27 protein-coding genes and 1 other RNA gene are annotated in these 24,991 nt (G+C 65.3%); 6 read left to right on the top strand and 22 right to left on the bottom strand.

Translation table 11 applies throughout. The features are described 5' to 3' along the window. Positions 1 to 2: 2 nt before the first annotated feature. Positions 3 to 1,145 carry an anhydro-N-acetylmuramic acid kinase gene (locus AB4120_RS25190; RefSeq protein WP_149136708.1) on the top strand — a complete coding sequence of 381 codons (1,143 nt, stop codon included), beginning with the start codon at positions 3 to 5 and terminating at the stop codon, positions 1,143 to 1,145. Between the two features lie 79 nt (positions 1,146 to 1,224). Here the strand turns inward: AB4120_RS25190 and erpA are convergent, their stop codons facing one another. From erpA to rplM, 5 genes are all read right to left on the bottom strand, one after another. Continuing rightward, positions 1,225 to 1,593 carry an iron-sulfur cluster insertion protein ErpA gene (gene erpA / locus AB4120_RS25195; RefSeq protein WP_092135946.1) on the bottom strand — a complete coding sequence of 123 codons (369 nt, stop codon included), beginning with the start codon at positions 1,591 to 1,593 and terminating at the stop codon, positions 1,225 to 1,227. A 112-nt stretch (positions 1,594 to 1,705) separates the two neighbouring features. Continuing rightward, a complete protein-coding gene (locus tag AB4120_RS25200) occupies positions 1,706 to 2,200 on the bottom strand; it encodes a bactofilin family protein (protein ID WP_441642989.1) in 495 nt (164 codons plus the stop codon). A gap of 22 nt (positions 2,201 to 2,222) precedes the next feature. After that, positions 2,223 to 2,978 carry a DUF6776 family protein gene (locus AB4120_RS25205; protein ID WP_149136710.1) on the bottom strand — a complete coding sequence of 252 codons (756 nt, stop codon included), beginning with the start codon at positions 2,976 to 2,978 and terminating at the stop codon, positions 2,223 to 2,225. 202 nt (positions 2,979 to 3,180) lie between these two features. Then, positions 3,181 to 3,573, bottom strand: coding sequence for a 30S ribosomal protein S9 (rpsI, locus tag AB4120_RS25210; RefSeq protein ID WP_092291885.1), 393 nt, complete (start codon positions 3,571 to 3,573; stop codon positions 3,181 to 3,183). Between the two features lie 12 nt (positions 3,574 to 3,585). Beyond that, complete coding sequence (rplM, locus tag AB4120_RS25215; RefSeq protein ID WP_092291883.1) at positions 3,586 to 4,014, bottom strand: 50S ribosomal protein L13; 429 nt, start codon at positions 4,012 to 4,014, stop codon at positions 3,586 to 3,588. A gap of 704 nt (positions 4,015 to 4,718) precedes the next feature. Between rplM and AB4120_RS25220 the strand changes: the two genes are divergently transcribed. Continuing rightward, positions 4,719 to 5,141 (top strand): OsmC family protein, encoded by a 423-nt coding sequence (locus AB4120_RS25220; RefSeq protein WP_149136711.1) that lies wholly within the window; start codon positions 4,719 to 4,721, stop codon positions 5,139 to 5,141. Positions 5,142 to 5,163: 22 nt separating this feature from the next. Here AB4120_RS25220 and rnpB read toward each other — a convergent pair. The 5 genes from rnpB to AB4120_RS25245 form a co-directional block, all read right to left on the bottom strand. Beyond that, positions 5,164 to 5,504: RNase P RNA component class A (gene rnpB, locus AB4120_RS25225), an RNA gene on the bottom strand. Positions 5,505 to 5,528: 24 nt separating this feature from the next. After that, the gene (locus tag AB4120_RS25230; protein WP_392388460.1) at positions 5,529 to 6,314 is read right to left on the bottom strand and encodes a DUF3025 domain-containing protein; all 786 of its coding nucleotides are present in this window, start codon (positions 6,312 to 6,314) and stop codon (positions 5,529 to 5,531) included. A 5-nt stretch (positions 6,315 to 6,319) separates the two neighbouring features. After that, positions 6,320 to 7,354, bottom strand: coding sequence for a dihydroorotase (gene pyrC / locus AB4120_RS25235; RefSeq protein WP_144197207.1), 1,035 nt, complete (start codon positions 7,352 to 7,354; stop codon positions 6,320 to 6,322). A 10-nt stretch (positions 7,355 to 7,364) separates the two neighbouring features. Beyond that, the gene (locus AB4120_RS25240; RefSeq protein WP_149136713.1) at positions 7,365 to 8,672 is read right to left on the bottom strand and encodes a glycerate kinase type-2 family protein; all 1,308 of its coding nucleotides are present in this window, start codon (positions 8,670 to 8,672) and stop codon (positions 7,365 to 7,367) included. Further along, a complete protein-coding gene (locus AB4120_RS25245) occupies positions 8,669 to 9,742 on the bottom strand; it encodes a tartrate dehydrogenase (protein WP_441642990.1) in 1,074 nt (357 codons plus the stop codon). Before AB4120_RS25245 ends, AB4120_RS25240 begins: the two co-directional genes overlap by 4 nt. 129 nt (positions 9,743 to 9,871) lie before the next feature. On the opposite strand from AB4120_RS25245, the gene AB4120_RS25250 reads away from it, so the two are divergent. Next, entirely contained in the window at positions 9,872 to 10,702 is an 831-nt protein-coding gene (locus AB4120_RS25250) for a class II glutamine amidotransferase (RefSeq protein WP_144197205.1), read from the top strand. A gap of 85 nt (positions 10,703 to 10,787) precedes the next feature. Here AB4120_RS25250 and AB4120_RS25255 read toward each other — a convergent pair whose 3' ends face one another. The 6 genes from AB4120_RS25255 to AB4120_RS25280 all read right to left on the bottom strand — a co-directional run bounded on the left by AB4120_RS25255 (position 10,788) and on the right by AB4120_RS25280 (position 16,575). Beyond that, positions 10,788 to 11,522, bottom strand: coding sequence for an amino acid ABC transporter ATP-binding protein (locus tag AB4120_RS25255; protein ID WP_149136715.1), 735 nt, complete (start codon positions 11,520 to 11,522; stop codon positions 10,788 to 10,790). Continuing rightward, entirely contained in the window at positions 11,519 to 12,202 is a 684-nt protein-coding gene (gltK, locus tag AB4120_RS25260) for a glutamate/aspartate ABC transporter permease GltK (protein WP_144197203.1), read from the bottom strand. Before gltK ends, AB4120_RS25255 begins: the two co-directional genes overlap by 4 nt. A 10-nt stretch (positions 12,203 to 12,212) precedes the next feature. Next, positions 12,213 to 12,941 carry an amino acid ABC transporter permease gene (locus AB4120_RS25265; protein ID WP_144197202.1) on the bottom strand — a complete coding sequence of 243 codons (729 nt, stop codon included), beginning with the start codon at positions 12,939 to 12,941 and terminating at the stop codon, positions 12,213 to 12,215. Between the two features lie 66 nt (positions 12,942 to 13,007). Further along, positions 13,008 to 13,907, bottom strand: a complete 900-nt coding sequence (locus tag AB4120_RS25270) for a glutamate/aspartate ABC transporter substrate-binding protein (RefSeq protein ID WP_144197201.1) — start codon at positions 13,905 to 13,907, stop codon at positions 13,008 to 13,010. A 287-nt stretch (positions 13,908 to 14,194) separates the two neighbouring features. Beyond that, a complete protein-coding gene (locus tag AB4120_RS25275; protein WP_149136716.1) occupies positions 14,195 to 15,502 on the bottom strand; it encodes a Glu/Leu/Phe/Val family dehydrogenase in 1,308 nt (435 codons plus the stop codon). A gap of 122 nt (positions 15,503 to 15,624) precedes the next feature. Further along, complete coding sequence (locus tag AB4120_RS25280) at positions 15,625 to 16,575, bottom strand: LysR family transcriptional regulator (RefSeq protein WP_144197199.1); 951 nt, start codon at positions 16,573 to 16,575, stop codon at positions 15,625 to 15,627. A 177-nt stretch (positions 16,576 to 16,752) separates the two neighbouring features. On the opposite strand from AB4120_RS25280, the gene AB4120_RS25285 reads away from it, so the two are divergent. After that, a complete protein-coding gene (locus tag AB4120_RS25285) occupies positions 16,753 to 17,283 on the top strand; it encodes a cysteine dioxygenase family protein (RefSeq protein WP_144197198.1) in 531 nt (176 codons plus the stop codon). 6 nt (positions 17,284 to 17,289) lie between these two features. Further along, positions 17,290 to 17,748: an Lrp/AsnC family transcriptional regulator gene (locus AB4120_RS25290; RefSeq protein ID WP_144197197.1), complete on the top strand. Its 459-nt coding sequence runs from the start codon at positions 17,290 to 17,292 to the stop codon at positions 17,746 to 17,748. 18 nt (positions 17,749 to 17,766) lie between these two features. Here AB4120_RS25290 and AB4120_RS25295 read toward each other — a convergent pair whose 3' ends face one another. The 4 genes from AB4120_RS25295 to AB4120_RS25310 form a co-directional block, all read right to left on the bottom strand. After that, entirely contained in the window at positions 17,767 to 18,540 is a 774-nt protein-coding gene (locus tag AB4120_RS25295) for an ABC transporter permease (RefSeq protein ID WP_149136717.1), read from the bottom strand. 15 nt (positions 18,541 to 18,555) lie between these two features. Continuing rightward, positions 18,556 to 19,425, bottom strand: coding sequence for an ABC transporter ATP-binding protein (locus AB4120_RS25300; RefSeq protein WP_149137586.1), 870 nt, complete (start codon positions 19,423 to 19,425; stop codon positions 18,556 to 18,558). Next, positions 19,425 to 20,483, bottom strand: a complete 1,059-nt coding sequence (locus AB4120_RS25305) for an ABC transporter substrate-binding protein (RefSeq protein WP_149136718.1) — start codon at positions 20,481 to 20,483, stop codon at positions 19,425 to 19,427. The genes AB4120_RS25300 and AB4120_RS25305 overlap by 1 nt, the downstream gene beginning before the upstream one ends. Before the next feature lie 182 nt (positions 20,484 to 20,665). Further along, the gene (locus tag AB4120_RS25310; protein ID WP_149136719.1) at positions 20,666 to 22,579 is read right to left on the bottom strand and encodes an ABCB family ABC transporter ATP-binding protein/permease; all 1,914 of its coding nucleotides are present in this window, start codon (positions 22,577 to 22,579) and stop codon (positions 20,666 to 20,668) included. Between the two features lie 97 nt (positions 22,580 to 22,676). On the opposite strand from AB4120_RS25310, the gene AB4120_RS25315 reads away from it, so the two are divergent. Further along, a complete protein-coding gene (locus tag AB4120_RS25315) occupies positions 22,677 to 23,081 on the top strand; it encodes an acyl-CoA thioesterase (protein WP_149137587.1) in 405 nt (134 codons plus the stop codon). A 39-nt stretch (positions 23,082 to 23,120) separates the two neighbouring features. Here AB4120_RS25315 and AB4120_RS25320 read toward each other — a convergent pair whose 3' ends face one another. Further along, positions 23,121 to 23,897, bottom strand: a complete 777-nt coding sequence (locus AB4120_RS25320; protein WP_144197192.1) for an enoyl-CoA hydratase — start codon at positions 23,895 to 23,897, stop codon at positions 23,121 to 23,123. A 41-nt stretch (positions 23,898 to 23,938) separates the two neighbouring features. Next, positions 23,939 to 24,895: a DegV family protein gene (locus AB4120_RS25325; RefSeq protein WP_149136720.1), complete on the bottom strand. Its 957-nt coding sequence runs from the start codon at positions 24,893 to 24,895 to the stop codon at positions 23,939 to 23,941. Positions 24,896 to 24,991: the final 96 nt, after the last annotated feature.

Consider the following 24,991-nt stretch of genomic DNA (forward strand, 5'->3'; position numbering starts at 1 on the left):
CCATGTCCGTGCCCCCGGCAAGCAGCGAGCGATTTATCGGCCTGATGTCGGGCACCAGCATGGATGGCGCGGACGGCGTGCTCGTCGATTTTTCCGGCGCGCACCCGGTCGTGCTGGCGGCGGCGCACACCCCCTTCCCCCAGCCATTGCGCGAGGCGTTCGGCGCCTTGCAGCAACCGGGCGACGACGAGATCCATCGCGAGGCACTGGCCGCCAACGCGCTCGCCGGCGTCTATGCCGAGTGCGTGGCAACGCTGCTGCGGCTCGCCGATGCCCGCCCGGCATCGATCGCGGCCATCGGCGCGCACGGCCAGACCATCCGCCATCGTCCCGGCCTCTATGACGGCACGGGCTATACGCGACAGAGCCAGCATCCGGCGCTGCTGGCCGAGCTGACTGGCATCGACGTGGTTGCCGACTTCCGCAGCCGCGACGTGGCCGCCGGCGGCCAGGGCGCCCCCCTCGTGCCCGCCGTGCACGCGGCACTGTTCGGCGCGCCGGACGAGACCCGCGTAGTCTGCAATATCGGCGGCATCTCCAACATCAGCATCCTGCCGGCAACGGGCAGCGGGCGCCCGGTCACCGGGTTCGACTGCGGCCCCGGCAACGCGCTGCTCGACGACTGGATTCACCGCCATCGCGGCCTGCCCTACGACGACAACGGCGCCTGGGCCGCCAGCGGCACGGTGGATGCAGCGCTGCTGGCGCAATGCCTGACCGAACCCTATTTCAGCGCGCCGCCGCCCAAGAGCACCGGCCGCGACCTGTTCCACCCGGGCTGGCTGCAGGCGCTGCTGGCCACGCGCGGCAACCGCCAGCCGCCCGCCGCCGACGTGCAGGCCACGCTGGCGACGCTGACGGCCTCCGCCATTGCGCGTGACGTGCAGACGCACGCCGCCGATGCGCGCCGGCTTATCGTCTGCGGAGGCGGCGCCCGCAATGGCTATGTGATGGCCGAACTCGCGCGGCTGCTGCCGGGCGTGGCGGTGGAGACGACCGATGATTTCGGCGTGCCGGTGCTGGAGGTGGAGGCACTCGCCTTCGCCTGGCTGGCGCGGCAATGCGTGCGGCGCGCACCCGGCAACGTGCCCACGGTCACCGGCGCGGCCGGCCCGCGCGTGCTCGGGGCGATCTATCCGCGTTAGATTCCCGCGCTGATTTCCAAAAATCGAAGGCAACAAAAAAGCGCACCGAAGTGCGCTTTTTTATCGACCGTAACCGGGTTCAGACCGAGAACGACGAGCCGCAACCGCAAGTGGTCGAGGCATTCGGGTTCTTGATCACGAACTGCGCGCCGTTGATGTCTTCCTTGTAGTCGATCTCGGCGCCCACCAGGTACTGGTAGCTCATCGAGTCGATCAGCAGCGTCACGCCGTTCTTGACCATCGTGGTGTCGTCTTCGTTGACGTCTTCGTCAAACGTGAAGCCGTACTGGAAGCCAGAGCAGCCGCCGCCCTGCACGAACACGCGCAGCTTCAGCTCGGCATTGCCCTCCTCCTCGATCAACTGCTTGACCTTGTCGGCGGCGCTGTCGGTAAAGACGAACGGTGCCGGCACGTCCTCGGTTACGGGTGCCTCAGCGACTGCGTTCATGGGGATTCTCCTGTTTAGATACGCCGTATTCTAAGCGCTACTTCGAAATCGTGCCGAACCCGTTAAATTTCAAGGGCTTCTGGGCGTTCACGTCACATCCATCGGCAAAAGATCAGGCCGTGGCGCCTGCGTTCTCGGGCGCGGCCCTGGACGACACCTCGCCAGCCTCGGCTTCGGACGTGTTCGATTCCACCGGCGCCGCTTGATTGACCTCGGCGGCCGGCACATGGTTCGGCAGTGCGCGCACTTCGCCCTGCCCGATCGGCACGAGGCGACCTTCGACGATGGCGCCCTGATGCATTTCCAGCGCCGCATAATGCACTTCGCCGTAGACGCGCGCGTGGGGCTGGAGTTCGAGCAGTTCGCTGGCGCTTACCGGGCCGGTCACGGTGCCGTTGAGGATCAGGTGCCCGACGCGCACTTCGCCCTCGACCGCGCCCTTCTCGCTGATGACGAGCATGCTGCGCTGCGCGTCCGATGCCAGCACGTTGCCGCGTACGCGGCCATCCAGGCGCAGACCGCCCGCGAACGTGACATCGCCCTCGATGGTGGCGTCCTGGCCGATCAGGGTGTCGATCGACAGGCCTTTCTTCTTCGAAAACAACATGATCCCTCTCCTTGTTCGGGTCCTACGGCGTTGCCGACTGCGCCGCGCGGACCTGTCCGTTCTGCACGATACGGACCGATACGGCACGTACCTCGGCGCCCTTGGGAATCGCCAGGTCGCCCTCGATACGCTGGTAATGCGTGAGGCGCACCGCCGGTAGCGGCGCCTCCTTCGGATTCGGCAGTGTCATGGTTAACGGCTGCCCAGCCCGGACCGCTGAAATTGTGAACTGTAGATCACCCTTGAATTCGGGCTGCTCGACAAACGCCTTCGAGCCGCCCTGCATCACGAGCAGGCGATAGTGCACGGCCTGGGGCTGCGCTTCGTCGACGACCACGCGGAAACTGCGCACGTGGATGCCTGACGTATCGCCGGTGGCAGGCAGCAGCGCCTCGAAGAAGCCGAGGTCTTCCTTGAGCTGGCTCACCTCGGCCTCCGCCGACTTCAGTTGCTGCACCAGGCGCTCTCGCTCGGCCCGGGCCATCTCCAGCCGGGCCTCCGGCGTGTTCGCACTGGTACGCAGGCGGTCGCGCTCGGCGGTGACCTCGGCCAGTTGCTCACGCAACGCGGCATTGGCCGCCACAAGTGTCGTATCCGCCGGCCCGGCAGGCTGGCGCACGCCAAGACCGGCATCGATCGCCCACGCCACGGCCAGTCCAAGCCCGATGGCCAGCACCAGTGCCCAGATCCACACGCGCCAGGGCCGGTGCACACGAATCACGGCCCGCGAAGCGCGCAATCCCCGGCGCGGCCGCAACGGCCGGTACTTCAGGCCCATGGCACCATCGTTCGTCCTCTCATTCGCAGGCCCGTGATTGTATCCCCGAGCCGCCATTGTGCGGATCAATGTATGACATCTGAGACACCTTTGCCAAAAAAGTGATTAATTCCACACCACACTGGCGAAAAAAAACCGCACGACAGAGCGTGCGGTTTTTCCGGATTCGACAGATCCGCGTGAGCGGACCTGCGAATGCGCATCAGCGCTTCGAGAACTGCTTCCGGCGACGTGCCTTGTGCAGACCGACCTTCTTACGTTCCACTTCACGTGCATCGCGCGTGACGAAACCGGCCTTCGACAGCGTCGGCTTCAGCGTGGCGTCGTAGTCGATCAGGGCGCGGGTGATGCCGTGGCGCACTGCGCCGGCCTGGCCCGTTTCGCCACCGCCGGTCACGTTGACCTTGATGTCGAACGTTTCGGCGTGGGTGGTCAGTTCCAGCGGCTGACGCACGATCATCAGCGAGGTTTCGCGAGCGAAATACTCGTTGATGGGCTTGCCGTTGACGACGATTTCACCCTTGCCCGACTTGATGAAGACACGAGCCACAGCGCTCTTGCGGCGGCCAGTACCGTAATTCCAGTTACCGATCATGGATTGGCCTCCTTAGATGTCGAGCGTCTTGGGTTGCTGTGCCTCATGCGGATGATCGGCTTCGGCGTAAACCTTCAGCTTCTTGATCATTGCATAGCCCAGCGGACCCTTCGGCAGCATGCCCTTGACAGCCTTTTCCAGGGCACGGCCCGGGAAACGCTGCTGCATCTTGCCGAACGTCGTTTCGTAGATACCGCCCGGGTAACCCGAATGGCGATAGTACTTCTTGTCCGTTTCCTTGGTACCCGTGACACGCAGCTTGGCTGCGTTGACGATGACGATGTAATCGCCCGTGTCGACGTGCGGAGTGAATTCCGGCTTGTGCTTGCCGCGCAGTCGGCGTGCCACTTCGCTGGCAACACGGCCGAGGACCTTGTCCGTCGCGTCAATCACGTACCAGTCGCGCTTTACCTCATGAGGCTTGGCGGAAAAGGTCTTCATGATTTTTCCTGACTATTGAATACTGCCCGAGGTGACGGTCGCCGTTTTAGCGTCCTGTCGATCGGCCGGCCCTTGGGACCTGACCTTCCTGCTTGTGTTTGCAGGCTCTCCCTGACTCTTTTTCCGGGGGCAATGACCGGAAAAGCCTGCGATTATACTCGGGGAATACGATGGCGCACAAGCAAAGTCGTGGCTTTTCGTCAAGCCCCCTGCATCACATGGGAGCTGGGGCCGAAATGAGGGCGAAAAAGGGGACGAAAAAAAACCCAAGTCGGTTTGGACTTGGGTTTGAATCCACCAAAGGAGGAGGGTGGAGGAGACACCGGTAGATCGACAGGGCGGCGGGCGGTGCGGAGCGCTTTCGCTTTCGCACTCTGGCGCGCCAGATGCGCCGTCGTTCAATGGAATGAATTATACATAGCGGCTGTCGCAACGCAAGAAAATCTGCACTACGAAATCGCATTGCACATTGCGCAATGCTTTAATCGACGCTTATAGATGTTTACCTTTCTGAAAAATCAATGACTTAGCGTCGATGTGATGCTGAGTCATCGGCACCACAATAGAGGATTCCCTCAGATTCCCGAGGGAAATCCCTTGCCCCGGGCACGGCGCGCCGATGCCATATACTCACGAAATGCAAGATTCGTGATTGCGCGGACGTGAGCGCGAAAACACATTGGTAAAACCAAGGAACGAACAAAATGGAATGCAAAGTGACATGGATGGGCCCGGAAGGCATGAGCTTCGTGGCCCAGACCGGCAGCGGCCATATCGTGGCGATGGACGGCGCGCCCGATGGCGGTGGCAACAACCTGGCGCCGCGCCCCATGGAGATGGTGCTGCTCGGCACCGGCGGCTGCACGGCCTATGACGTGGTGCTGATCCTCAAGCGTGGCCGCCAGGACGTGCGCGGCTGCACGGTGAAGCTCGAGGCCGAGCGCGCCGGCGAGGACCCGAAGGTCTTCACGCGCATCAACTTCCACTTCACGGTGACGGGCCGCAACCTGAACCCGGCCACGGTGGAGCGTGCGATCACGCTGTCGCACGACAAGTACTGCTCGGCCTCGATCATGCTGGCCAAGACCGCCGAGATCACGCACACGATGGAAATCGTCGAGGGCTGAACGCCCTGACGTCAGGAAGGTGGAGCAAAGCAGGCCGATAAGCCGGATTCTGTGCGCGCGGCCCGCCTTGCGGCGCGCTGCGCGTGACAACCATTCCTCTAGGCCGACCGTTACCGGCCGGCTCCAGCTCCCTACCCGCAGACTCAGCGGGCCGCTTCATCGTCTGCCTATTTGGGATTGCTCCGGGTGGAGGTTACCGCGTTTCACCCTTCCCGCCAGGCGAACCCGGCGGCAAGACTCGTCTCTGTGGCCCTATTCCGCACGTTGCCGTGGATGGCTGTTAGCCAACACCCTGCCCTGTGGAGTCCGGACTTTCCTCCCCTTGCCCCTTGCGAGACAAGCAGCGATTGTCTGGCCTGCTTTGCGGCCCGCAGTCTACCACCGAACTCAGCGGATCTGGCGGCCGGGGCGGAACACGCGGGTATCGTCGTAGAACGAGGGCACGGCGTTCTCATCACACCAGCCAGGAATGCCCAGCACCGGCAGCGGCGCGAAGCAGCGGCCACCGCGCAGCCTGCCCTGCCCGGCTGCCTCGGCGAGCGACGCGGCCAGGGTCTGGTCGATGACCGGCAGTGCCGTGCCGGGCGGCACCGGCAGCCACCACGCGTGGGCCGTGATCGCCTTGTAAGGCTGCACCAGCTTTTCCAGCAAGGCGTGGCCGAACGGGATGACCGCGCAGGCGCTGCCCCACGCGGCGCGCGCCTCCACGAACAGCGTGCGCCACGCAAACCCTTGTAGCGCCTGGGCCAGCCGGGCGTCCTCGGTCAGGAAAATCACCGCGTTTTCGTCGAATAGCGTTGCGGCATCGCGCAGGCCGCCGCGCACGGGCAGCACGCCGTCACGGGCGATGGCCTCGGACTGGAGCCGGTTCAGCACGGCCTTGGTCGCGGGGAAATGGAGCCAGATCAGCGCGTTGAACGCGTCGTGGAGATTGTCGCGCGTGGGGACGTGGCCCGTGGCGTGGATATGCGCCTCATAGGCCACCCCATCGGGGAGATCGGATTGGGGCACGAAGCGCAGCGGCTGGCCGTTGGCGTTCGCCAGCCCGGCAGCGGCGGCTTGTTCGTCGAGCGCCGCGCGCGAATCGGCGGCGGAAAGCGCGGCGGCGGAGAGCGCGACCCCGGACGCGGCGAACGGCCGGAACCACGGCCGCGTCCAGTCGATGCCAGGCAAGTCGCTTATTGCGCCTTCCAGCGCAGGGTCTCGCCGGCGCGCAGCGGCACCAGCGTGGTGTCGCCGTACGGCAGTTCAGCCGGCAGTTCCCAGTCTTCGCGCGAGAGCGTGAGCGTGCCGGTGTTGCGCGGCAGGCCATAGAACGCCGGGCCGTGGAAGCTGGCGAAGCCTTCCAGCTTGTCGAGCGCGCCGGCAGCGTCGAACGCTTCGGCGTACAGCTCCATCGCATGCAGTGCCGTATAGCAGCCCGCGCAGCCGCAGGCGTGTTCCTTCAGGCCGCGGGCGTGCGGCGCGCTATCCGTGCCGAGGAAGAACCGCGCGCTGCCCGACGTGGCCGCCTTGACCAGTGCCTCGCGATGGGTCTCGCGCTTGAGCACCGGCAGGCAGTAGTAATGCGGGCGGATGCCGCCGGTGAAGATCGCGTTGCGGTTGTACAGCAGGTGGTGCGCGGTGATCGTCGCGCCAACCGGGCCTTCGGCCTCGGCCACGTACTCGGCCGCGTCCTTGGTGGTGATGTGCTCGAACACCACCTTCAGCTCCGGGAAGTCCTTGCGCAGCGGCCGCATCACGCGGTCGATGAACACGGCTTCGCGGTCAAAGATGTCGATGTCGCCATCGGTCACTTCGCCGTGCACCAGCAGCGGCAGGCCGGCGCGCTGCATGGCCTCCAGCGTGGCGGCGCAGCGGCGGATGTCGGTCACGCCGGCATCGCTGTTGGTGGTGGCACCGGCCGGATACAGCTTCACCGCGTGGACGAAGCCGCTCGCCTTGGCGGCGACGATTTCCTCGGCCGGCGTGTTGTCGGTCAGGTACAGCGTCATCAGCGGCTCGAACGCCATGCCGGACGGCAGCGCGGCCAGGATGCGCGCCCGGTAGGCGGCGGCCTGCTCCACCGTGGTCACGGGCGGCTTCAGGTTCGGCATGATGATCGCGCGGCCGAACTGGCGCGCGGTGTCCGGCAGTACGGCGGCCAGCGCCGCGCCATCGCGCAGGTGCAGGTGCCAGTCGTCCGGGCGGGTGATGGTGAGCGTCTGGGTCATAGCTGGAAAATCAAAGAATCAGGATGGCGCGGTAATCGTTCACGTTGGTGCGCGTGGGGCCGGTATGGACCAGGTCGCCGATGGCATCGAAGAAGCCCCAGGCGTCGTGCGCGTCGAGTTGCTGGCGGGCGGAGACCCCTGCGGCCTCGGCGCGCTGGAGCGAATCGGGGCAGCACAGGGCGCCGGCGTTGTCCTCGGAGCCATCGATGCCGTCCGTATCGGCGGCAATCGCATGGATATTGTCCGCCCCGCCCAGCTCGATCGCCAGCGAGAGCAGGAACTCCGAGCAACGACCGCCCCGGGCCCGTTCCGCGCCGCTGGCGGGCAGCGTCACCGTGCATTCGCCACCGGAAATCAGTGCCACCGGCGCCGCGAACGGCGCATTGTACGCGCGAATCTCGCGCACCAGCGCGGCATAGACCCGCGCGACTTCCTGGGCTTCGCCGGTCACGGTGTCGCCGAGGACCACGGGCTGGATGCCCTGCTTGCGGAACAGTGCGGCGGCGGCTTCCAGGCTGCCGTGCGCGGTGGCGATCATGTGGTTCTGGACCCGGGTGAACAACGGATCACCCGGTTTGGGCGTCTCGTCGATCTCGCCCCGCGCGCCGCGTTCCAGGTGCGACTGCACCGGGGCCGGCACCTTCGCGCCATAGCGTTGCAGGATGGCGAGCGCATCGGCATAAGTGCTCGCATCGGGCACGGTGGGGCCGGAAGCGATGGCGCTGGGATCATCGCCGGCCACGTCCGAGACGATCAGCGTGGTCACGGGCGCCTTGCTCGCCTGCGCCAGCCGGCCGCCCTGGATGCGCGACAGGTGCTTGCGCACGACATTCATTTCTGTGATCGGCGCGCCACACCGGAGCAGTTCGCGCGTGGTGGCCTTGAGGTCCGCCATGGCGATGCCTTCGGCCGGCAGCGACAGCAGGCTCGACCCGCCGCCAGACACCAGCACGATCAGCCGGTCTTCCGGCCCGAGCGCCTGCACGCGGGTGAGGATGTCCGCCGCGGCCTGTTCGCCAGCTTCGTCGGGCACGGGATGGCCGGCCTCGATCACGCGGATATGGTCGGTCGGCAGGCCATGCGCATAGCGGGTGACGACGATGCCGTCGAGCGTGGCGCGGCCCGCGTAGGCACGCTCCACGGCCAGCGCCATCGATGCGGCAGCCTTGCCCGCCCCGACCACGAGCGTGCGGCCGCCGGCGTGGGGCGGCGGCAGGTGGGCGGCGACGATCTCGAGCGGGTCTGCGGCGGCGACGGCGGCCCGGAAGCTCTCCAGCAGCAGCGTACGGGGATCGATATGGGAGTTCGCGGTATTCACAGCGCCTCCGCAATCGCACGGCCCAGGTCTGCCGTTCCGGCGGTGCCGCCAATGTCGCGCGTCAGCGGCGCGTGGCCTGGCCCGGCGGTCAGCACCTTCTCGATGGCGGCCAGCACGGCGGCGCCCGCATCGGCATGGCCGAGGTGCTCCAGCATCATCGCGCCGCACCAGATCTGGCCGATCGGGTTGGCCACGCCGCGCCCGGCGATGTCCGGCGCCGAGCCATGCACCGGCTCGAACAAGCTCGGATAGGTCTTGTCCGGGTTGATATTGCCCGACGGGGCCACGCCGATCGTGCCGGTGCAGGCCGGGCCGAGGTCGGACAGGATGTCGCCGAACAGGTTGCTGGCCACCACCACGTCGAACCAGTCCGGATGCTGCACGAAGTGCGCGGTCAGGATGTCGATGTGGTACTTGTCCACCTTCAGGCCGGGGTAGTTGGCGGCCATGGCCTCCACGCGCTCGTCCCAGTAGGGCATGGTGATGGAGATGCCGTTCGACTTGGTGGCCGAGGTCAGGTGCTGCTTGGGCCTTTTCTGGGCCAGTTCAAACGCGAATTTCAGGATGCGGCCCACGCCGACGCGGCTCATCACGGTCTCCTGGACCACGATTTCGCGCTCGGTGCCCGGGAACATGCGCCCGCCGATGCTCGAATACTCGCCCTCGGTGTTCTCGCGCACCACGTAGAAGTCGATATCGCCAGGCTGGCGGCCGGCCAGCGGGCTCTTGATGCCGGGCATCAGGCGCACCGGGCGCAGGTTCACGTACTGGTCGAACGAGCGGCGGAACTGGAGCAGCGAGCCCCACAGGGACACGTGGTCCGGGATCTTCTCGGGCCAGCCCACGGCGCCGAAGTAGATGGCGTCGTACTTGACCAGCGTGTCGAACCAGTCGTCCGGCAGCATCTTGCCGTGGCGGGCGTAGTAGTCGTAGCTGGAGAAGTCGAAGTGGTCCCATTGGAAGTCGATGCCGAAGCGGCGCGCGGCGGCATCCATGGCACGGATGCCTTCGGGCATCACTTCCGTTCCGATTCCGTCTCCGGGAATGACAGCGATCTTGTATTGACTCATAGCTGGGAAGGGGCTGGGGCTGAACAACTGGGGGGCGCCCGGGCGCCGCGCTTGGCAGCGTCCCGCACGCGCGGGATAATGTCTGCATTCTATTGCAAAGCGGCAGCCCCTTGCCGCACCGGTGCCCCCATGTGCCAGCTGCTAGGCATGAACTGCGCCACGCCAACCGACGTGACGTTCTCCTTCACGGGCTTTGCCGCCCGTGGCGGCGTGACCGACCACCATGCCGACGGTTTCGGCGTGGCGTTCTTCGAGGACAAGGCCTGCCGGCTGTTCATCGACAACCAGTCTGCCGGCACCTCGCCGGTGGCGGAGCTGATCAAGCGTTATCCGATCAAGTCGAAGAACGTCATTTCCCATATCCGCAAGGCAACGCAGGGCACGGTGCTGCTGGAAAACTGCCATCCGTTCATGCGCGAGCTCTGGGGCCGGCACTGGATCTTCGCCCATAACGGCGACCTGAAGGGCTTCGCGCCGTTCCTCTCCGGTGTGTACCAGCCGGTGGGCGACACCGACAGCGAACTCGCGTTCTGCACGCTGATGCAAGGGCTGCGCAAGCGGTTCCCGGGCTCCCAGCCACCGCTGAACGAGTTGGGCCACGCGCTGGCTGACATCACGCGCGACATCACGCTGCACGGCGTTTTCAACTTTCTACTATGCAATGGGCAGGCACTGTTCGCGCACTGCTCGACGCACCTGTACTACATCGTGCGGCAATGGCCGTTCTCGAAGGCGCATCTGATCGATGCCGACCTGTCGATCGATTTCGCCCAGGTGACCACGCCCGACGACCGCGTGGCCGTGATCGCCACCGCGCCGCTGACCGACAACGAGACCTGGACGCGCTTCATGCCGGGCGAGCTGATCATGTTCGAACATGGGCTGCCGACGATGACCCTGACCGTGCCGATCCCGCCCGAGGTGCAGGCGAAGAACGCGGCCAATACGGCGTGTACTTGAGGCTTTAGGCTTTGGGGGGTGAAGCGGGAGGGATGCTGCGCCCCTCTCCCGTGGGGAGAGGGGGTCTGACGACCTGCTACACCGATCAGTGTTGCAGGATCTTCGACAGGAACTGGCGGGCGCGCTCCGAGCGGGCGGCGATATCGCCGAAGAACTCTTCCTTCGGGCAGTCCTCGACGATCTTGCCGGCGTCCATGAAGATCACGCGGTTGGCCACCTTGCGTGCGAAGCCCATTTCGTGGGTCACGCACATCATGGTCATGCCTTCCTGAGCCAGCTGCACCATCACGTCCAGCACCTCGTTGACCATCTCCGGGTCAAGCGCCGAGGTCGGCTCGTCGAACAACATGCAGATCGGGTCCATCGACAGCGCGCGGGCAATCGCCACGCGCTGCTGCTGGCCGCCGGACAGCTGGCCGGGGAACTTGGACGCCTGGTTCTTCAGGCCCACGCGCTCCAGGTACTTCAAGCCCTTGGCCATCGCCTCGTCCTTCGAGCGGCCGAGCACCTTCATCTGGGCGATGGTCAGGTTCTCGGTGATCGACAGGTGCGGGAACAGCTCGAAGTTCTGGAACACCATGCCCACGCGCGAGCGCAGCTTCGGCAGGTTGGTCTTGGGGTTGCCCACCGAGGTACCGTCGACCATGATGTCGCCCTTCTGGAACGGCTCCAGCGCGTTCACGGTCTTGATCAGCGTGGACTTGCCCGAACCGGACGGGCCGCACACCACCACCACTTCACCCTTGGCAACCTTGGTGGTGCAGTCGGTCAGCACCTGGAACGTGCCATACCACTTGGAAACGTTATTAATTTCGATCATACAGCCACCTTTTTCTGATAACGCTTGACCAGCAGCGAAGCGGAGAAGCAGATAACGAAGTACACGAAGCCCGCGAACAGCAGCATTTCGACGATGCGGCCGTCGCGCTCGCCAATGCCGTAGGCCTGGCCGAAGAAGTCAGCCAGCGCGCTCACGTAGACCAGCGACGTATCCTGGAACAGGATGATGCCCTGCGTCAGCAGCAGCGGCACCATGTTGCGGAACGCCTGCGGCAGGATCACCAGCCGCATGGTCTGGCCGTAGGTCATGCCCAGCGCCTGCGCGGCGAACATCTGCCCGCGCGACACGCTCTGGATACCGGCCCGGATGATCTCGGAGTAGTAAGCGGCCTCGAACAGCGCGAACGCGATGAGCGCCGAGGTCATCCGCAGGTCGGCCGCGGGCGACAGGTTGAACAGCTTCTGCAGCAGCTGCGGGATGATCAGGAAGAACCACAACAGCACCATCACCAGCGGGATGGAGCGGAAGATGGTCACGTACCCCTGGGCAAACCAGTTCAGCGCCCTGAAGGAGGACAGGCGCATCATCGCGAGGATGGTGCCCCAGACAATGCCCACCACCACCGCGGTCACGGTGATCTTGAGCGACACCATCATGCCCTCGCCCAGCACGCGCAGGGTGTCGGGGTTGATGGAACTGAAGTCGAATTCGTATGCCATGTGCGCCCCTTTACTTGCCGCCGATGAAGCCCGGCACGCGGGTCCGGCGTTCCACCCAGCGCATGATCAGCATGACCGTCACATTGATCAGCATGTACATCACTGTGACCGCGATGAACGATTCATACGGACGCGCCGTGTAGTCCACCAGCTGGCGGCCCTGCGCGGCGAGTTCCAGCAGGCCGATCGTGGAGGCCACCGCCGAGTTCTTGAAGATGTTCAGGAATTCGGAGGTCAGCGGCGGCACGATGACGCGGAAGGACATCGGCAACAGCACGAAGCGGTACGTCTGCGCGAGCGTGAAGCCCATCGCCAGGCCGGCGTTGCGCTGGCCCGGCGGCAGCGAGTTGATACCCGAGCGCACCTGTTCGCAAACCCGGGCGGCCGTAAACGTGCCCAGGCAGAGCATGGCGGCCAGGAACTGCTGGGTGAATGGGTTCATCTGCTTGATCGCGTCGCCGAACGGCAGCAGCTCGGGAATCACGAAATACCAGATGAACAGCTGAACCAGCAGCGGAATGTTCCGGAAAATCTCGACATACGTCGCGGCAATACCCGACAGCAGCTTGTTCGGCACCGTGCGCAGCACGCCGAGCACCGAGCCGATGACGAGGGCGATGGCCCACGAGGTGAGGCCCAGCGCGATCGTCACCTTGAGACCGGAAATCATCCAGTCCAGGTACGTCTCGTTCTGCGCGGCCTGCTCGAGGAACACTCCCCAGTGAAAAATGTAATCCATAGTGCGTCCTTCAAAAAGAAACGGAAGGACTTCTCCTTCCGTTTCGCACTGCTCTGATCACAGGGATCAGTCGAGTGCCTTGTCGTTCGGGTTCTTGAAGAGCGCCTTCATGTCTTCGGACAGCGGGAAGTCCAGGTTCAGGCCCTTCGGCGGTACCGGCTGCATGAACCACTTGGTGTACATCGTGTTGATCGAGCCGTCCTTCATCAGGCCGGTGATCACGGTGTCCGTCACCTTCTTGAACGGGGCATCATCCTTGCGGATCATGCAGCCGTACGACTCGCGCGATTGCGGCTTGCCAACGACGATCCAGTCGGCCGGGTTCTTGGCCTTGGCGCGTTCGCCGTAGAGCAGCGCGTCGTCCATCATGAACGCCACGGCACGGCCCGACTCCAGCGTCAGGAACGACTGGCCATGGTCCTTGGTGCTGATGATGTTGGCGCCCAGCTTCTGCTCGTCGTTCATCTTGCGCAGCAGGCGCTCGGACGTCGTGCCAGCGGTGGTCACCACGTTCTTGCCCTTCAGGTCGGCCCAGTCCTTGATGCCGCCATCCTTCTTCACCATGATGCGGGTGCCGATGATGAAGATGCTGGTCGAGAACGAGACCTGCTTCTGGCGCTCCAGGTTATTGGTCGTGGAACCGCACTCGATGTCGATCGTGCCGTTCTGCAGCAGCGTGATCCGGTTCTGCGAGGTAATCGGAATTTCCTTAACCTGCAGGTTCGGCAGCTTCAGCTGGTCCTTCACGGCTTCCACGATCTTCATATTGATATCGTAGGAATAGCCCACCTGGCGCACGCCGCCAAGGTTGTAGTTGAACGGAATCGAGGAATCCCGCACACCCAGCGTAATAACACCCGTGTCCTTGATCTTCTGCAGCGTGCCCGTCAGCGGCTCTGCAGCCTGCGCGGTACCGCACAGAATACCCGCAGCAACCGCCAGGCTAGCCAGCTTGGCTACATTCATAACATCTCCTTGACCATGAAGAGAAAGGCGGGACTCTAGCAAAAAAACGCCCCACCGGCGAAACAGTATTGCTTAGCTCGTGACCCAAGACAACGGGTTTTTCCCCTAACTGGTGCCTGTGCGGGCATGGTTGCGCGGCATTGCGCCAAAATGCGACACAACTGCAATGATTCCAAGAACAAAAAAACGCGGCTGCCGGAAAACTCCGGCCGCCGCGTCCTTTCATGTCGGGGAACGAATCATTGCTGCATCGCAGCATGTCCATGCCCTTTCATTGCCCGTTTCAATCAGGGATACAGGCCGCGCATCTCGCGCGCCTGCAGGATTCGCGTACAGGCAACGATAAACGCAGCCGTCCGCAGCGTGACCTTATTGTCCTGGGCAACCTGCCAGATCGCCCGGAAGGCCTCTTGCATGATTCGTACCAGGCGCTCGTTAATCTCCTCCTCGGTCCAGAAGAAGCTCGAGAAATCCTGCACCCATTCGAAGTAGGACACGGTCACGCCGCCGGCGTTGGCGATGACGTCCGGGCAGACCAGGATGTTGCGCTCGCGCAGGATGTCGTCCGCCTGGGGCGTGGTCGGGCCGTTGGCGCCCTCGATCACCAGCTTGGCCGTAATCTTGGGCGCGTTGGCCGCCGTGATCTGGCCTTCCAGCGCGGCCGGGATCAGGATCTCGCACTCGACTTCCCAGAACCGCTCGGTGGTCAGGACCTCGCCCTGGAAACCGTCGATCGTGCCGCTGTGCGACGCGTATTCCATCATCGCCGGCACATCGAGGCCGGCCGGGTTGTACAACGTGGTACGGTGGTCCTGCACGGCCACCACCTTGGCACCGGCCTCGTGGAACAGCTTGGCTGCCACGGCGCCCACATTGCCGAAGCCCTGCACGGCCACGCGTGCGCCCTTGATGTCCATGCCGAGGTTGCGGGCGGCTTCCGAGCCGACCACGAACACGCCGCGGCCGGTAGCCTCGTGACGGCCCAGCGAGCCGCCCAGCGAGATCGGCTTGCCGGTCACCACGCCGGTGGCCGTGCTGCCCGAGTTCATCGAGTAGGTATCCATCATCCAGGCCATGACCTGGGCGTTGGTGTTCACGTCCGGCGCCGGAATATCCTTGGTCGGGCCGATGATCAGGTTGATTTCACTGGTGTAGCGGCGCGTCAGGCGTTCCAGTTCGGCCGTGGAGAGCGTGCGCGGATCCACGCGGATGCCGCCCTTTGCACCACCGTAGGGCACATTGACGGCGGCGTTCTTGACCGACATCCACGCCGACAGGGCCATCACCTCGGACAGCGTCACGTCCTGGTGGAAACGCACGCCGCCCTTGCCGGGGCCGCGCGAGAGGTTGTGCTGCACGCGATAGCCCTCGTAGTGGGCGATGGTGCCGTTGTCCAGCTCGATGGGCACGTCCACGATCAGCGCACGCTTGGGGCGCTTCAGCGTTTCCACCCAGCGGGCCAGCGAGCCCAGGTAGGGCGTGACGCGGTCGACCTGCTGGAGGTAGATGCCCCAGGGCCCGAGCGCGTCGGCGTTCAGGTACGAAGGCAGGGTGTGGGAGGCGATGGACGGCTTGGACGGTGCTGCGGAAGACATCGTTGAGTTCCGAGTGAAGGTGACACGCAGAATATCGGCGCCTCCATATCGGAATCCAATGCCGTTTGCTCATCCCGCCCTGCAGCATTATGCAAGGCTTGCATAACCTTGCGGCCCGGCCCTCAAGCTTGCGTCGTCAACGAAGCCCAGACCTTGTCCACCAGCTGGCGCTTGCGCCGGCTCTGGCCGCCGCGCCGGTCGTTGCCGGCATCGGTGGGCCGTTCGCGATAGAGCCGGATTTCCATGTCGATGGACTGCGGCAGCCCGCGCGCGGCCTCGGCCCGCACCAGCCGGCCGGCGTGCACGTCGTCCCGGACCGCGCTCTCGGGAAGGAAGGCCATGCCGTGGCCGGCCAGCGCCATGACCTTGAGCGCCTCGGCCATATCGGTCTCGTAGCATTTGTCGAGCTTGAGGGTGTCCGCCGACTCGGACAGCAGCATGTCCACCATCCGCCCCAGGAACGCATTGGGCGTGTAACTGAGGAACGGCACCGGCTTCTTGTCGGTGCCGGGCAGCCGGAACACGGGCCGGCCGGCGCTGTCGGGCACGCTGTAGGGCGACAGCCGCTCGGTGCCGAGCACCAGCATGTCGTAGTGGGCCGGATCGAGCTGGATGGCCTGGCGCGGGTGGTGGTAGACCATGACCAGGTCACAGCCGCCCTCCACCAGCATCAGCACGGCATCGTGGACGTTCAGCGCGCGCAGCCGGCACGGCAGCGTGCCGACCTTGCGCTCCACGCCCTTGAGCCATTCCGGGAAGAAGGTCAGCGACAGCGTGTGCGGCACCGCGAATTCCAGCACCTGGGCGTTGGCCGAGCGCTGGCCGCGCATCAGGGCCCGGGTCTCGCTGACCTGGGCCAGCATGGCCAGCGCCTGCTCGTAGAACACCTTGCCGGCGTCGGTCAGGGTGGTCGGGTAGCTCGAGCGGTCGATCAGTTCGGTGCCCACCCACGCCTCGAGCGACTGGATACGCCGCGAGAACGCCGGTTGCGTGACATGCCGCAGCTCCGCCGAGCGCGAGAAGCTGTGCGTCTCGGCCAGGCTGACGAAGTCTTCAAGCCATTTGATTTCCATGGCGCGGATTATCGCTTGCCGGCCGCCCGGCTGCACGATAAGCAAATCCATTCCAATTTTTTTTGAATTATTGGAACAGGATTACAATTCCTGCGGAATTTGGACGACAGATTGGATATTCTTGCTCAGGAGGCCCGACTAAGATGAATGTGATCCCATCCTGCCCCCTCACCCGCCATGCAGCCATCCGTCCTCCCTTCGTCCTTCTCCCTGCTCGCCACTGGCATGGAGGCCACGCTGGCCCAGAGCGCCCGGATGGTAGCGACGCACGTGGCGGCCAGCCTGCCGGACGCCGACACCCTGCTCGCCAGCCTGCCCCCGGGCGCGCTCGAAGGCAGTCCGGACCGCTACACCCGGCATCTGGTCCATGCCGATCCGTTCGAACGGTTCTCGGTGATGGTGCTGGTCTGGCGGCCGGGGCAGTTCAGCCCGGTCCACGGCCATCGCACCTGGTGCGCCTACCGCGTGCTGCGCGGCACGCTGGCCGAGCGCCACTACCGCTGGAACCCGCAGGACCGCACCGCCACGCAGGTCAACGCCGTCACGCGCGAGGCCGGCGACACCTTCAGCGTGCCAGCCGGCCTGCAGCACATCCACGCGCTGGGCAATGCCAGCGACGCCGTGGCGGTGTCGCTGCATATCTACGGCGTGGACCAGGACCGCATCGCCACCGGCGTGAACCTGCTGGTGGATACCATCGTCAGTTGAGGATTCATGGACCGCTATGACCGCCAGATCCTGGAGATCCTCCAGGAAGACGCCACCGTACCCGTCGCCGAGATCGGCGAGCAGGTCGGCCTCACGTCCACGCCGTGCTGGCGGCGGGTGCAAAAGCTCGAGGAATCGGGCGTGATCCGCAAGCGCGTGGCGCTGCTGGATGCCGGCAAGCTCAATGTGGGCGTGACCGTGTTCGTGTCGATCCGGACCAACCAGCACAACGTGAAATGGCTCAAGGCCTTCCACGGGCTGGTGGCGTCGATCCCGGAAGTGACCGAGTTCTACCGCATGGCCGGCGACACGGACTACCTGCTACGCGTGGTGGTGCCCGATATCGCCGCCTACGACGCCGTGTACAAGAAGCTGATCCAGGGCGCGGAACTGGCCGATGTCAGCTCCAGTTTCGCGATGGAACAGATCAAGTACACGACGGCGCTGCCGCTGGACTACGCCTAACCGCCATCCGAGCGCGCATCAGCCCCGGTGCGCCCAGCCCGTCATGCGCTTTTCCAGCACCGCGAACAGCTCGTACATCCCCATCGCCATCACGGCGATGACGACCAGGCCCGCGAATGCCAGCGGCATCTTCATCGCCGAACCGGCCGAGACCAGCAGGTAGCCGATACCCTCGTTGGCGGCGCTCATCTCGGACACCGTGGTGCCAACGAAGGCCAGCGTGATGGCCACCTTCAGCGAGGCGAAGAAGAACGGCATCGCGCGCGGCAGGCCCACCTTGAGCAGCACGTCGCGGCGCTTGGCGCCGAGCACGCGCAGTACATCTTCGAGTTCCGGCTCCAGCGTGGCCAGCCCGGTGGCGATGTTGACCATGATTGGGAAGAACGAGATCAGGAACGCGGTCAGGATGGCCGGCCCGGCGCCCAACCCGAACCAGACCACGAGGATCGGCACGAAGGCGGCCTTGGGCAGCGCGTTAAAGGCGGTCATCAGCGGATAGGTTGCCGCGTAGGCCAGCTTCGACGAGCCCATCAGCAGGCCCAGCACCACGCCCACGCCAATCGCCAGCCCAAAACCCACCATCGTGGTCCAGAACGTGCGCCAGGCATGGCCGGCGATCACGCCGCCGTACTCGGCCAGCGAAGCGACGATGGCCGACGGGCTCGGCAGGATGAAGTCGGAAATCTGGAAGGCGAGGCAGGCGCCCTGCCAGACCATCAGGAAAGCCCCCAGCAGGAGCCACGGCGCCACGCGCTGCACGCGCTTTGCCTGGGTGGAAGTCATGGTTGCCATGGTGTGGATCGCTTCTTATTGCTGGCGGACGTGGCCGATCTTCTCGCGCAGTTCATGCACGCGCTCGGCAAACGGTTCGGAATACGTGACGTCCAGCGGACGCGGACGCGGCAGGTCGATCTCCTTGCGCAACAGGATGCGACCCGGGCGGGCGCTCATCACGTAGACCGTGTCGGCGAGGAATACGGCCTCCCGCAGGTCGTGCGTGACGAGGATGACGTTGAAGCGCTGGGCCTGCCAGAGGTCGCGCAGCACGCACCAGAGTTCCTCGCGCGTGAAGGCGTCGAGCGCGCCGAACGGCTCGTCCAGCAGCAGCATGCGCGGCTGGTGGATCAGCGCGCGGCAGATCGACGCGCGCTGCTGCATCCCGCCGGACAGCTGCCACGGGAACTTGTCCTCGTAGCCGGCCAGGCCGACGGTCTTGAGCAGGTCCCGCGCCCGGGCCTCGTACTCCTTGCGCCTGGCGCGCATGGTGGAGCGGTATGGCTCGACGATCTCCAGCGGCAGCATCACGTTGTCGAGCGTGGTGCGCCACGGCAGCAGCGTCGGCGCCTGGAAGGCCATGCCGACTTGCTTGAGCGGCCCATTCACCTTCTGGCCCGCGATGCTGACCGAGCCGCGCGTGGCGGGCCGCAGCCCGGTGGCCAGCTTCATGAACGTGGACTTGCCGCAGCCGGACGGCCCGACGATGGCGATGAACTCGCCCGGCGCCGCCTGCAGCGAGATGTCCTCCACGGCAAACTCGCCACGCCGCGCCAGCTCGTCGTCATAGGCGAGCCAGACGCGGTTGAAATCGACGAACGGCTTGGGGGCAGCCTCGGGAGCCTCGGCGGCCCCGGTAGCCGACCCACCCGAGGCGGTAGACAGGTTGTCTCGCGCCATCATCATCGCAGGACGTCCAGTTCGGCAGCGGAAGGCAGGTAGGCGTCGGTCCAGAGCGTGTCCGGGTTGATCCGGCCCTTGGTGCCGAACGCGTCGGCCACCTGCGACGCCATCAGCGAAAGGCGCGGCTTGCTCACGCGGCCGAAGCCCTCGGCCCTGGCATCCGGCGACTTCACCACGCTGTCCAGCGCCATCTTAAGGCGGCGCACTTCCAGCTTCTCGTCGATGATGCCGTCACGGGCCTTCACGGCCTTGATGCCCTCCTCGGGGCTCGCGATCACGTCGCGCGCGGACTTGGAGAACGCGCGCAGGAACGCCTTGACCGCCTCCGGGTTGCTCTTCAGGAACTGCTCGGACGCGATGATGGCGTTGCCGTACAGCTTCACGCCGAACTGCGGGTACGGCAGCACGACGATGTCCTCATCCTTCACGCCACGCGCGTTGAGGTTCAGGATCGACGTGAACGAGAAGCCGGTGATGGCGTCCAGGTCGCCGCGCGTGAGCATGGTCTCGCGCAGCGTGGGGTCCATCGCCTGCCAGTTGAACGACTGCGCCTGCAGGCCGTTGGCCTTGGCGAAGATCGGGAAGGCGCGGCGGCCGGCGTCGAACACCGGGGCGCCGAGCTTCTTGCCGGCCAGGTCCCTGGGCGCGCGGATGCCGGACTTCTTCAGCGCCAGCACGGCGGCCGGCGTGTTGTTGTAGACCATCATCACGGCCACCGGCTTGTTCTTGGCGTCCGGGTTGTTGCCGTAGAACTCCATCACCGAGGCCAGGTCGGCGAATCCCATGTCATAGGTGCCGGAGGCCACGCGGTTCACCACGTTGCCCGAGCCGTTGCCGGCGTCGATGGACACGTCGAGCTTCTCCGCCTTGTAGTAGCCCTTCTGCTCGCCCAGCAGGAACAGCGCGGACGGGCCCTCGAAACGCCAGTCGAGCTGGAAGCGGACCTTGGTGGCGGCTTGCGCCTGGGCGGTGCCTGCGCAGAGTGTCGACAGCACCATGGTGGTGCCCAGTGCGGTGCACAGCTTCAGCAGATGACGGCGCGCGGCGGATTGCGGCATGAACCTTCTCCAGTAGTTGATCTCTCTGGGGAAGACTTTTCGCAAGGCGCGTGCCAGCTTTTCACATGGGTGTCATGCCCCGGCCCGGAGCACGCGCGCCGTGCATTGACGAACCATGATTGTGCGCGGCGCTCTGTGGATCGGGGTTGCCGACAGGGATTGTCGACAATCGCGGGCCAATATCAGGCGTCCTGCGTGGCGTCGCCGACGTCGATGGCGAGCACGTCCGACGGCGAAGCCGCAGTTACCGTGCCGTCCACGGCCCCTTCCGCCGCACTGCGCGCCTGGATCAGCCACATCTCCGCGTAACGCCCGTTGGCGCGCATCAGCTCGGCGTGGGTGCCGCGTTCGACGATGCGACCATGGTCCATCACCAGGATCTGGTCGGCGTGGACCACGGTGGAGAGCCGGTGCGCGATCAGCAGCGTGGTGCGGTTCTGCGCCAGCCGCATCAGTTCGGCCTGGATGGCCTGCTCGGTGCGCGAGTCGAGCGCCGAGGTGGCTTCGTCGAACACCAGGATCGGTGGATTCTTGAGCAGCGTGCGGGCGATGGCCACGCGCTGCTTCTCGCCGCCGGACAGCTTCAGGCCGCGCTCGCCCACCGGGGTGTCGTAGCCCTGCGGCAGTTCGCGGATGAAGGTGTCGATCTGGGCGGCGCGTGCGGCCTCGATGACCTCGTCGCGCGTGGCCTCCGGCCGGCCATAGGCGATGTTGTAGTAGATGCTGTCGTTGAACAGCACGGTGTCCTGCGGCACGATGCCGATCGACGCCCGCAGGCTCGACTGGCGCACGTTGCGGATGTCCTGGCCATCGACCTCGATCCCGCCGCGCGTCACATCGTAGAAGCGGAACAGCAGCCGCGCCAGCGTGGACTTGCCCGAGCCGCTATGGCCGACCACGGCGGTGGTCGTCCCCGCCGCGATGGTGAAATCGACGTCATCCAGGATCACCCGGTTGCTCTCGTAGCCAAACCCCACATGGCGGAAGCGCACCTCGGCGCCGCGCACCTGGAGCGGGAGCGCGCCGGGTGTGTCGGCCACCTCCTGGTTGGTGCCGAGGAGGACGAACATGCGGTCCATGTCGGTCGTCGACTGCTTGATCTCGCGGTAGATCACGCCGAGGAAGTTCAGCGGGATATAGAGCTGGATCATCAGCGTGTTCACCAGCACGAGGTCGCCCAGCGTCAGCGTGCCGGCTGCCACGCCCACCGTGGCGCGCCACAGGATCAGGATCAGCCCCAGGGCGATGATGGTCTGCTGGCCGAAGTTCAGGAACGACAGCGAGTTCTGCGAGCGGATCGCGGCGGTGCGGTAGGTGCGCAGGTTCTCGTCGTAGCGGCGGGCCTCGTATTCCTCGTTGCCGAAGTACTTCACGGTCTCGAAGTTCAGCAGCGAGTCGATGGCCTTCTGGTTGGCACGCGAGTCCAGCTCGTTCATCTTGCGCCGGAAGTGCGTGCGCCACTCGGTCACGACGATGGTGAAGACGATGTAGCCGACCAGCGCACAAGTGGTGATCGCCGCGAACCAGATGTCATAGCGGACCACGAAGAAGCCGATCACCAGCGACATCTCCACCAGCGTGGGCAGGATGCTGTACAGCGAGTACGAGATCAGGGACTGGATACCGCGCGTGCCCCGCTCGATGTCGCGGCTCATGCCGCCGGTCTGCCGGTCCAGGTGGAAGCGCAGCGACAGCGCATGCAGGTGGCGGAAGACCTGGAGCGCAATCTCGCGCACCGCGCTCTGCGTCACCTTCGAAAAGAGGATCTCCCGCAACTCGGTGAACAGCGTGCCCGAGAGCCGCAGCACCCCGTAGGCGACGATCAGGCCAACCGGCACCACGAGCAGCGCGGCGGTATCGCCGGGGGCGATGTTCATGCTGTCGATCAGCTTCTTCATCAGCACCGGCACGCCGAGGTTGGCCACCTTGGCCGCCACCAGGCAGGTCAGCGCCAGCATCACGCGCCATTTGTAGTGCCAGACGTAGGGCAGCAGGTTACGGACGGTCTGCCAGTCGCTGCGGGGCTTGCCGCCGGCGGGGAACAGCGAATTGGCCGGCTCGGGGGAGGAGTCAGCGGACGTGGAGTAGCGGCGCATACGTTAGAATTCTTGCCAATGCCGCGATTGTCGCAGAGATCGCACAACCCGGCAGGCCATGACATTCCCTCGCATCCCGCCCCACCTTCCTGCCAATATGAACCATCCTGCCCCGCTCTCCGAACTGCCCGCCGGCAAGAACCCCGCCCTGCGCGTGGTGCCGATGCCCGCCGACGCCAATGTGCATGGCGATGTGTTCGGTGGCTGGATCATGTCCCAGGTGGACATCGCCGGCTCGATCCCGGCGGTGGAGCGCGCCCAGGGCCGCGTCGCCACGGTGGCGGTGAACTCGTTCCTGTTCAAGCACCCGGTGATGGTGGGCGATCTGGTGAGCTTCTATGCCGATATCGTCAAGACCGGCCGGACCTCGATCACCGTGTCGGTGGAGGTCTACGCGCAACGCATGCGCCACAGCAATGAATGCGTGAAGGTGACGGAGGCCACGCTGACGTACGTGGCCACCGACGAGACGCGGCAGCCGAGAATCCTCCCGACCGCCTGAAGCGCCGGCTGGCGGCTAGCGGCTAGCGGCGCTCGCGTCCTAGCTGAACTTCGAGAAATCGGGCTTGCGCTTCTCGAAGAACGCCGAGAACGCCTCTTTCGCTTCCGGCGCCACCAGCATGCGCCGGAACACCTCGCCCTCCTCGCCCATCTTCCGCTCCACGGCGGCCACGTCGTCACCCTTCATCAGCCGCTTGGTCTCGCGCAATGACGACGCCGGCAGCGCGGCCAGCTTGGCCGCCTGCTGGCGCACATAGTCCTGCAGCTCGCCCACGGGCAGCACCTTGGTCACCAGTCCCATCGCCAGTGCCTCCTGCGCGCTGAACGCCTCGCCCAGCAGCAGCTTCTCGGCGGCGCGCTGGTAGCCGACCAGACGCGGCAGCAGCAGGCTCGACGCCGCCTCCGGGCACAGGCCAAGCTGCGCGAACGGCAGCGACAGCTTCGCCGTGTCCGAGGCATAGACGAGATCGCAATGCAGCAGCAGCGTGGTGCCGATGCCCACCGCCGCCCCACTGACCGCCGCCACCACGGGCTTGCTCGCGTGGCTGATTGCATGCAGGAACTGGAACACCGGCGCCGGCGTGCCATCCGTGCCGTGCGACGGCGGGCGCTTCATGAAGTCCTCGAGGTCGTTGCCGGCGGTGAAGATTTCCGGCTTGCCCTCGATCACGATCACGCGCACGGCGGGGTCGGTCTCCGCCGCGCGCAGCGCATCGGCCATGGTCTGGTACATCGCGGCCGTGATCGCATTTTTCTTGTCGATGCGGTCGAAGCCAATGGTCAGGATGCCCTGGTCGATTCGTGTGGCAATACTCATGTCAAACCTCGTCTGTCTCGTCTAGCTCATTGGGATGCCGCTCATACGAACGGTGGCGGCACTTCGGAAAGGTAACCGATGCTGAACGCGCCGGCGCCGATGTTCAGCGCCACGGTCAGGCTCATCGGGGCCAGCATCAGCTCCACGCCGGCGCGCTCGGCCGTGGTGGCCAACGCCTGCCACGCGGGCCACGCGCGCACCTCGTCGATATTGCCGGCATAGGCCACCGAGATGTCCGGTGTCAGCAGGCAGCCGGCACGCACGCAGCTCTCGGCATGGGCCAGCAGCCGGCGAATGCCTTCCTCCTGCCCGCGCGCCTTGCCAATCGCCTCGGTCTCGCCCTGGTGCATGCGGATGATCGGGCGGATGTTGAACGCATTGCCCAGCATGTAGCGGCCCCAGGTGATGCTGTTCTCGCCCTTCTGCTTGGCGCGCGTATACATATAGAGCAGCTCGTTCGGCACCATGATCATGTGCGCGGCGTCGCGCAGGCGCGTCTCCACGGCGTGGGAGATGTCGGCGCCATCGGCGCCGTCGGCCAGCATGCGGGCCGCCTCGCGCACGATCAGCGCCTGCCCCGGGCCGATGGCGCCGGTGTCGATCACGGTCAGGTCGAACAGGCCGCTGCGCCCGGCGTCCTTGCGCAGCTTGAAGCTGCGCGCCACGGTGCCGACCACGGCACCGGTGGCATTCGCGTAGAACTTGCTGCGCGTGCTGGCAATCGTCAGCAGGATGGCGCGATCGCAGCCGGCCACCACGTGCCGGAGCAGATGGTCTTCCAGCTCGCGCTCGAGCAGGGGGATCGATTCGGCGTAGTGGTCCTGCTTGCCGACCAGGTACTGCTGGTACAGGTCGGGCAGCGCAGCTTCATCGCGGGTGTCGACCACGAAGCGGTCGCCGGCGCGAATCCGGAAAGGAATGGTATGAACGCCCAGCGCGTCCATCATTGCGCGCGGCATGTCGCATGCCGCATCGGCCAGAATGGCTGTCTCCTGCATATTATTGTGTTCCTCCGTATCAAGCGTTCAAGTGTGTGGCTTCTCCGTTCCATCGCACTACGTTCTTCACCTGATCAGAGGGTTCGGGACAGCCCA

The organism is Cupriavidus sp. 2KB_3 (assembly GCF_052115685.1).
GTDB lineage: Bacteria > Pseudomonadota > Gammaproteobacteria > Burkholderiales > Burkholderiaceae > Cupriavidus > Cupriavidus campinensis.

Excerpts from the sequence above, each read along its gene's own strand:
- AB4120_RS25285 (WP_144197198.1), top strand. The coding sequence starts at position 16,753 with ATGCAGCCATCCGTCCTCCCTTCGTCCTTCTCCCTGCTCGCCACTGGC.
- AB4120_RS25280 (WP_144197199.1), bottom strand. The coding sequence starts at position 16,575 with ATGGAAATCAAATGGCTTGAAGACTTCGTCAGCCTGGCCGAGACGCAC.
- AB4120_RS25325 (WP_149136720.1), bottom strand. The coding sequence starts at position 24,895 with ATGCAGGAGACAGCCATTCTGGCCGATGCGGCATGCGACATGCCGCGC.
- AB4120_RS25275 (WP_149136716.1), bottom strand. The coding sequence starts at position 15,502 with ATGTCTTCCGCAGCACCGTCCAAGCCGTCCATCGCCTCCCACACCCTG.
- AB4120_RS25220 (WP_149136711.1), top strand. The coding sequence starts at position 4,719 with ATGGAATGCAAAGTGACATGGATGGGCCCGGAAGGCATGAGCTTCGTG.
- AB4120_RS25265 (WP_144197202.1), bottom strand. The coding sequence starts at position 12,941 with ATGGATTACATTTTTCACTGGGGAGTGTTCCTCGAGCAGGCCGCGCAG.
- AB4120_RS25320 (WP_144197192.1), bottom strand. The coding sequence starts at position 23,897 with ATGAGTATTGCCACACGAATCGACCAGGGCATCCTGACCATTGGCTTC.
- AB4120_RS25200 (WP_441642989.1), bottom strand. The coding sequence starts at position 2,200 with ATGTTGTTTTCGAAGAAGAAAGGCCTGTCGATCGACACCCTGATCGGC.
- AB4120_RS25300 (WP_149137586.1), bottom strand. The coding sequence starts at position 19,425 with ATGATGGCGCGAGACAACCTGTCTACCGCCTCGGGTGGGTCGGCTACC.
- AB4120_RS25315 (WP_149137587.1), top strand. The coding sequence starts at position 22,677 with ATGAACCATCCTGCCCCGCTCTCCGAACTGCCCGCCGGCAAGAACCCC.
- AB4120_RS25250 (WP_144197205.1), top strand. The coding sequence starts at position 9,872 with ATGTGCCAGCTGCTAGGCATGAACTGCGCCACGCCAACCGACGTGACG.
- AB4120_RS25295 (WP_149136717.1), bottom strand. The coding sequence starts at position 18,540 with ATGGCAACCATGACTTCCACCCAGGCAAAGCGCGTGCAGCGCGTGGCG.
- gltK (WP_144197203.1), bottom strand. The coding sequence starts at position 12,202 with ATGGCATACGAATTCGACTTCAGTTCCATCAACCCCGACACCCTGCGC.
- AB4120_RS25310 (WP_149136719.1), bottom strand. The coding sequence starts at position 22,579 with ATGCGCCGCTACTCCACGTCCGCTGACTCCTCCCCCGAGCCGGCCAAT.
- AB4120_RS25270 (WP_144197201.1), bottom strand. The coding sequence starts at position 13,907 with ATGAATGTAGCCAAGCTGGCTAGCCTGGCGGTTGCTGCGGGTATTCTG.
- AB4120_RS25255 (WP_149136715.1), bottom strand. The coding sequence starts at position 11,522 with ATGATCGAAATTAATAACGTTTCCAAGTGGTATGGCACGTTCCAGGTG.
- AB4120_RS25245 (WP_441642990.1), bottom strand. The coding sequence starts at position 9,742 with ATGAGTCAATACAAGATCGCTGTCATTCCCGGAGACGGAATCGGAACG.
- rplM (WP_092291883.1), bottom strand. The coding sequence starts at position 4,014 with ATGAAGACCTTTTCCGCCAAGCCTCATGAGGTAAAGCGCGACTGGTAC.
- pyrC (WP_144197207.1), bottom strand. The coding sequence starts at position 7,354 with ATGACCCAGACGCTCACCATCACCCGCCCGGACGACTGGCACCTGCAC.
- erpA (WP_092135946.1), bottom strand. The coding sequence starts at position 1,593 with ATGAACGCAGTCGCTGAGGCACCCGTAACCGAGGACGTGCCGGCACCG.
- AB4120_RS25305 (WP_149136718.1), bottom strand. The coding sequence starts at position 20,483 with ATGCCGCAATCCGCCGCGCGCCGTCATCTGCTGAAGCTGTGCACCGCA.
- AB4120_RS25205 (WP_149136710.1), bottom strand. The coding sequence starts at position 2,978 with ATGGGCCTGAAGTACCGGCCGTTGCGGCCGCGCCGGGGATTGCGCGCT.
- rpsI (WP_092291885.1), bottom strand. The coding sequence starts at position 3,573 with ATGATCGGTAACTGGAATTACGGTACTGGCCGCCGCAAGAGCGCTGTG.
- AB4120_RS25290 (WP_144197197.1), top strand. The coding sequence starts at position 17,290 with ATGGACCGCTATGACCGCCAGATCCTGGAGATCCTCCAGGAAGACGCC.
- AB4120_RS25190 (WP_149136708.1), top strand. The coding sequence starts at position 3 with ATGTCCGTGCCCCCGGCAAGCAGCGAGCGATTTATCGGCCTGATGTCG.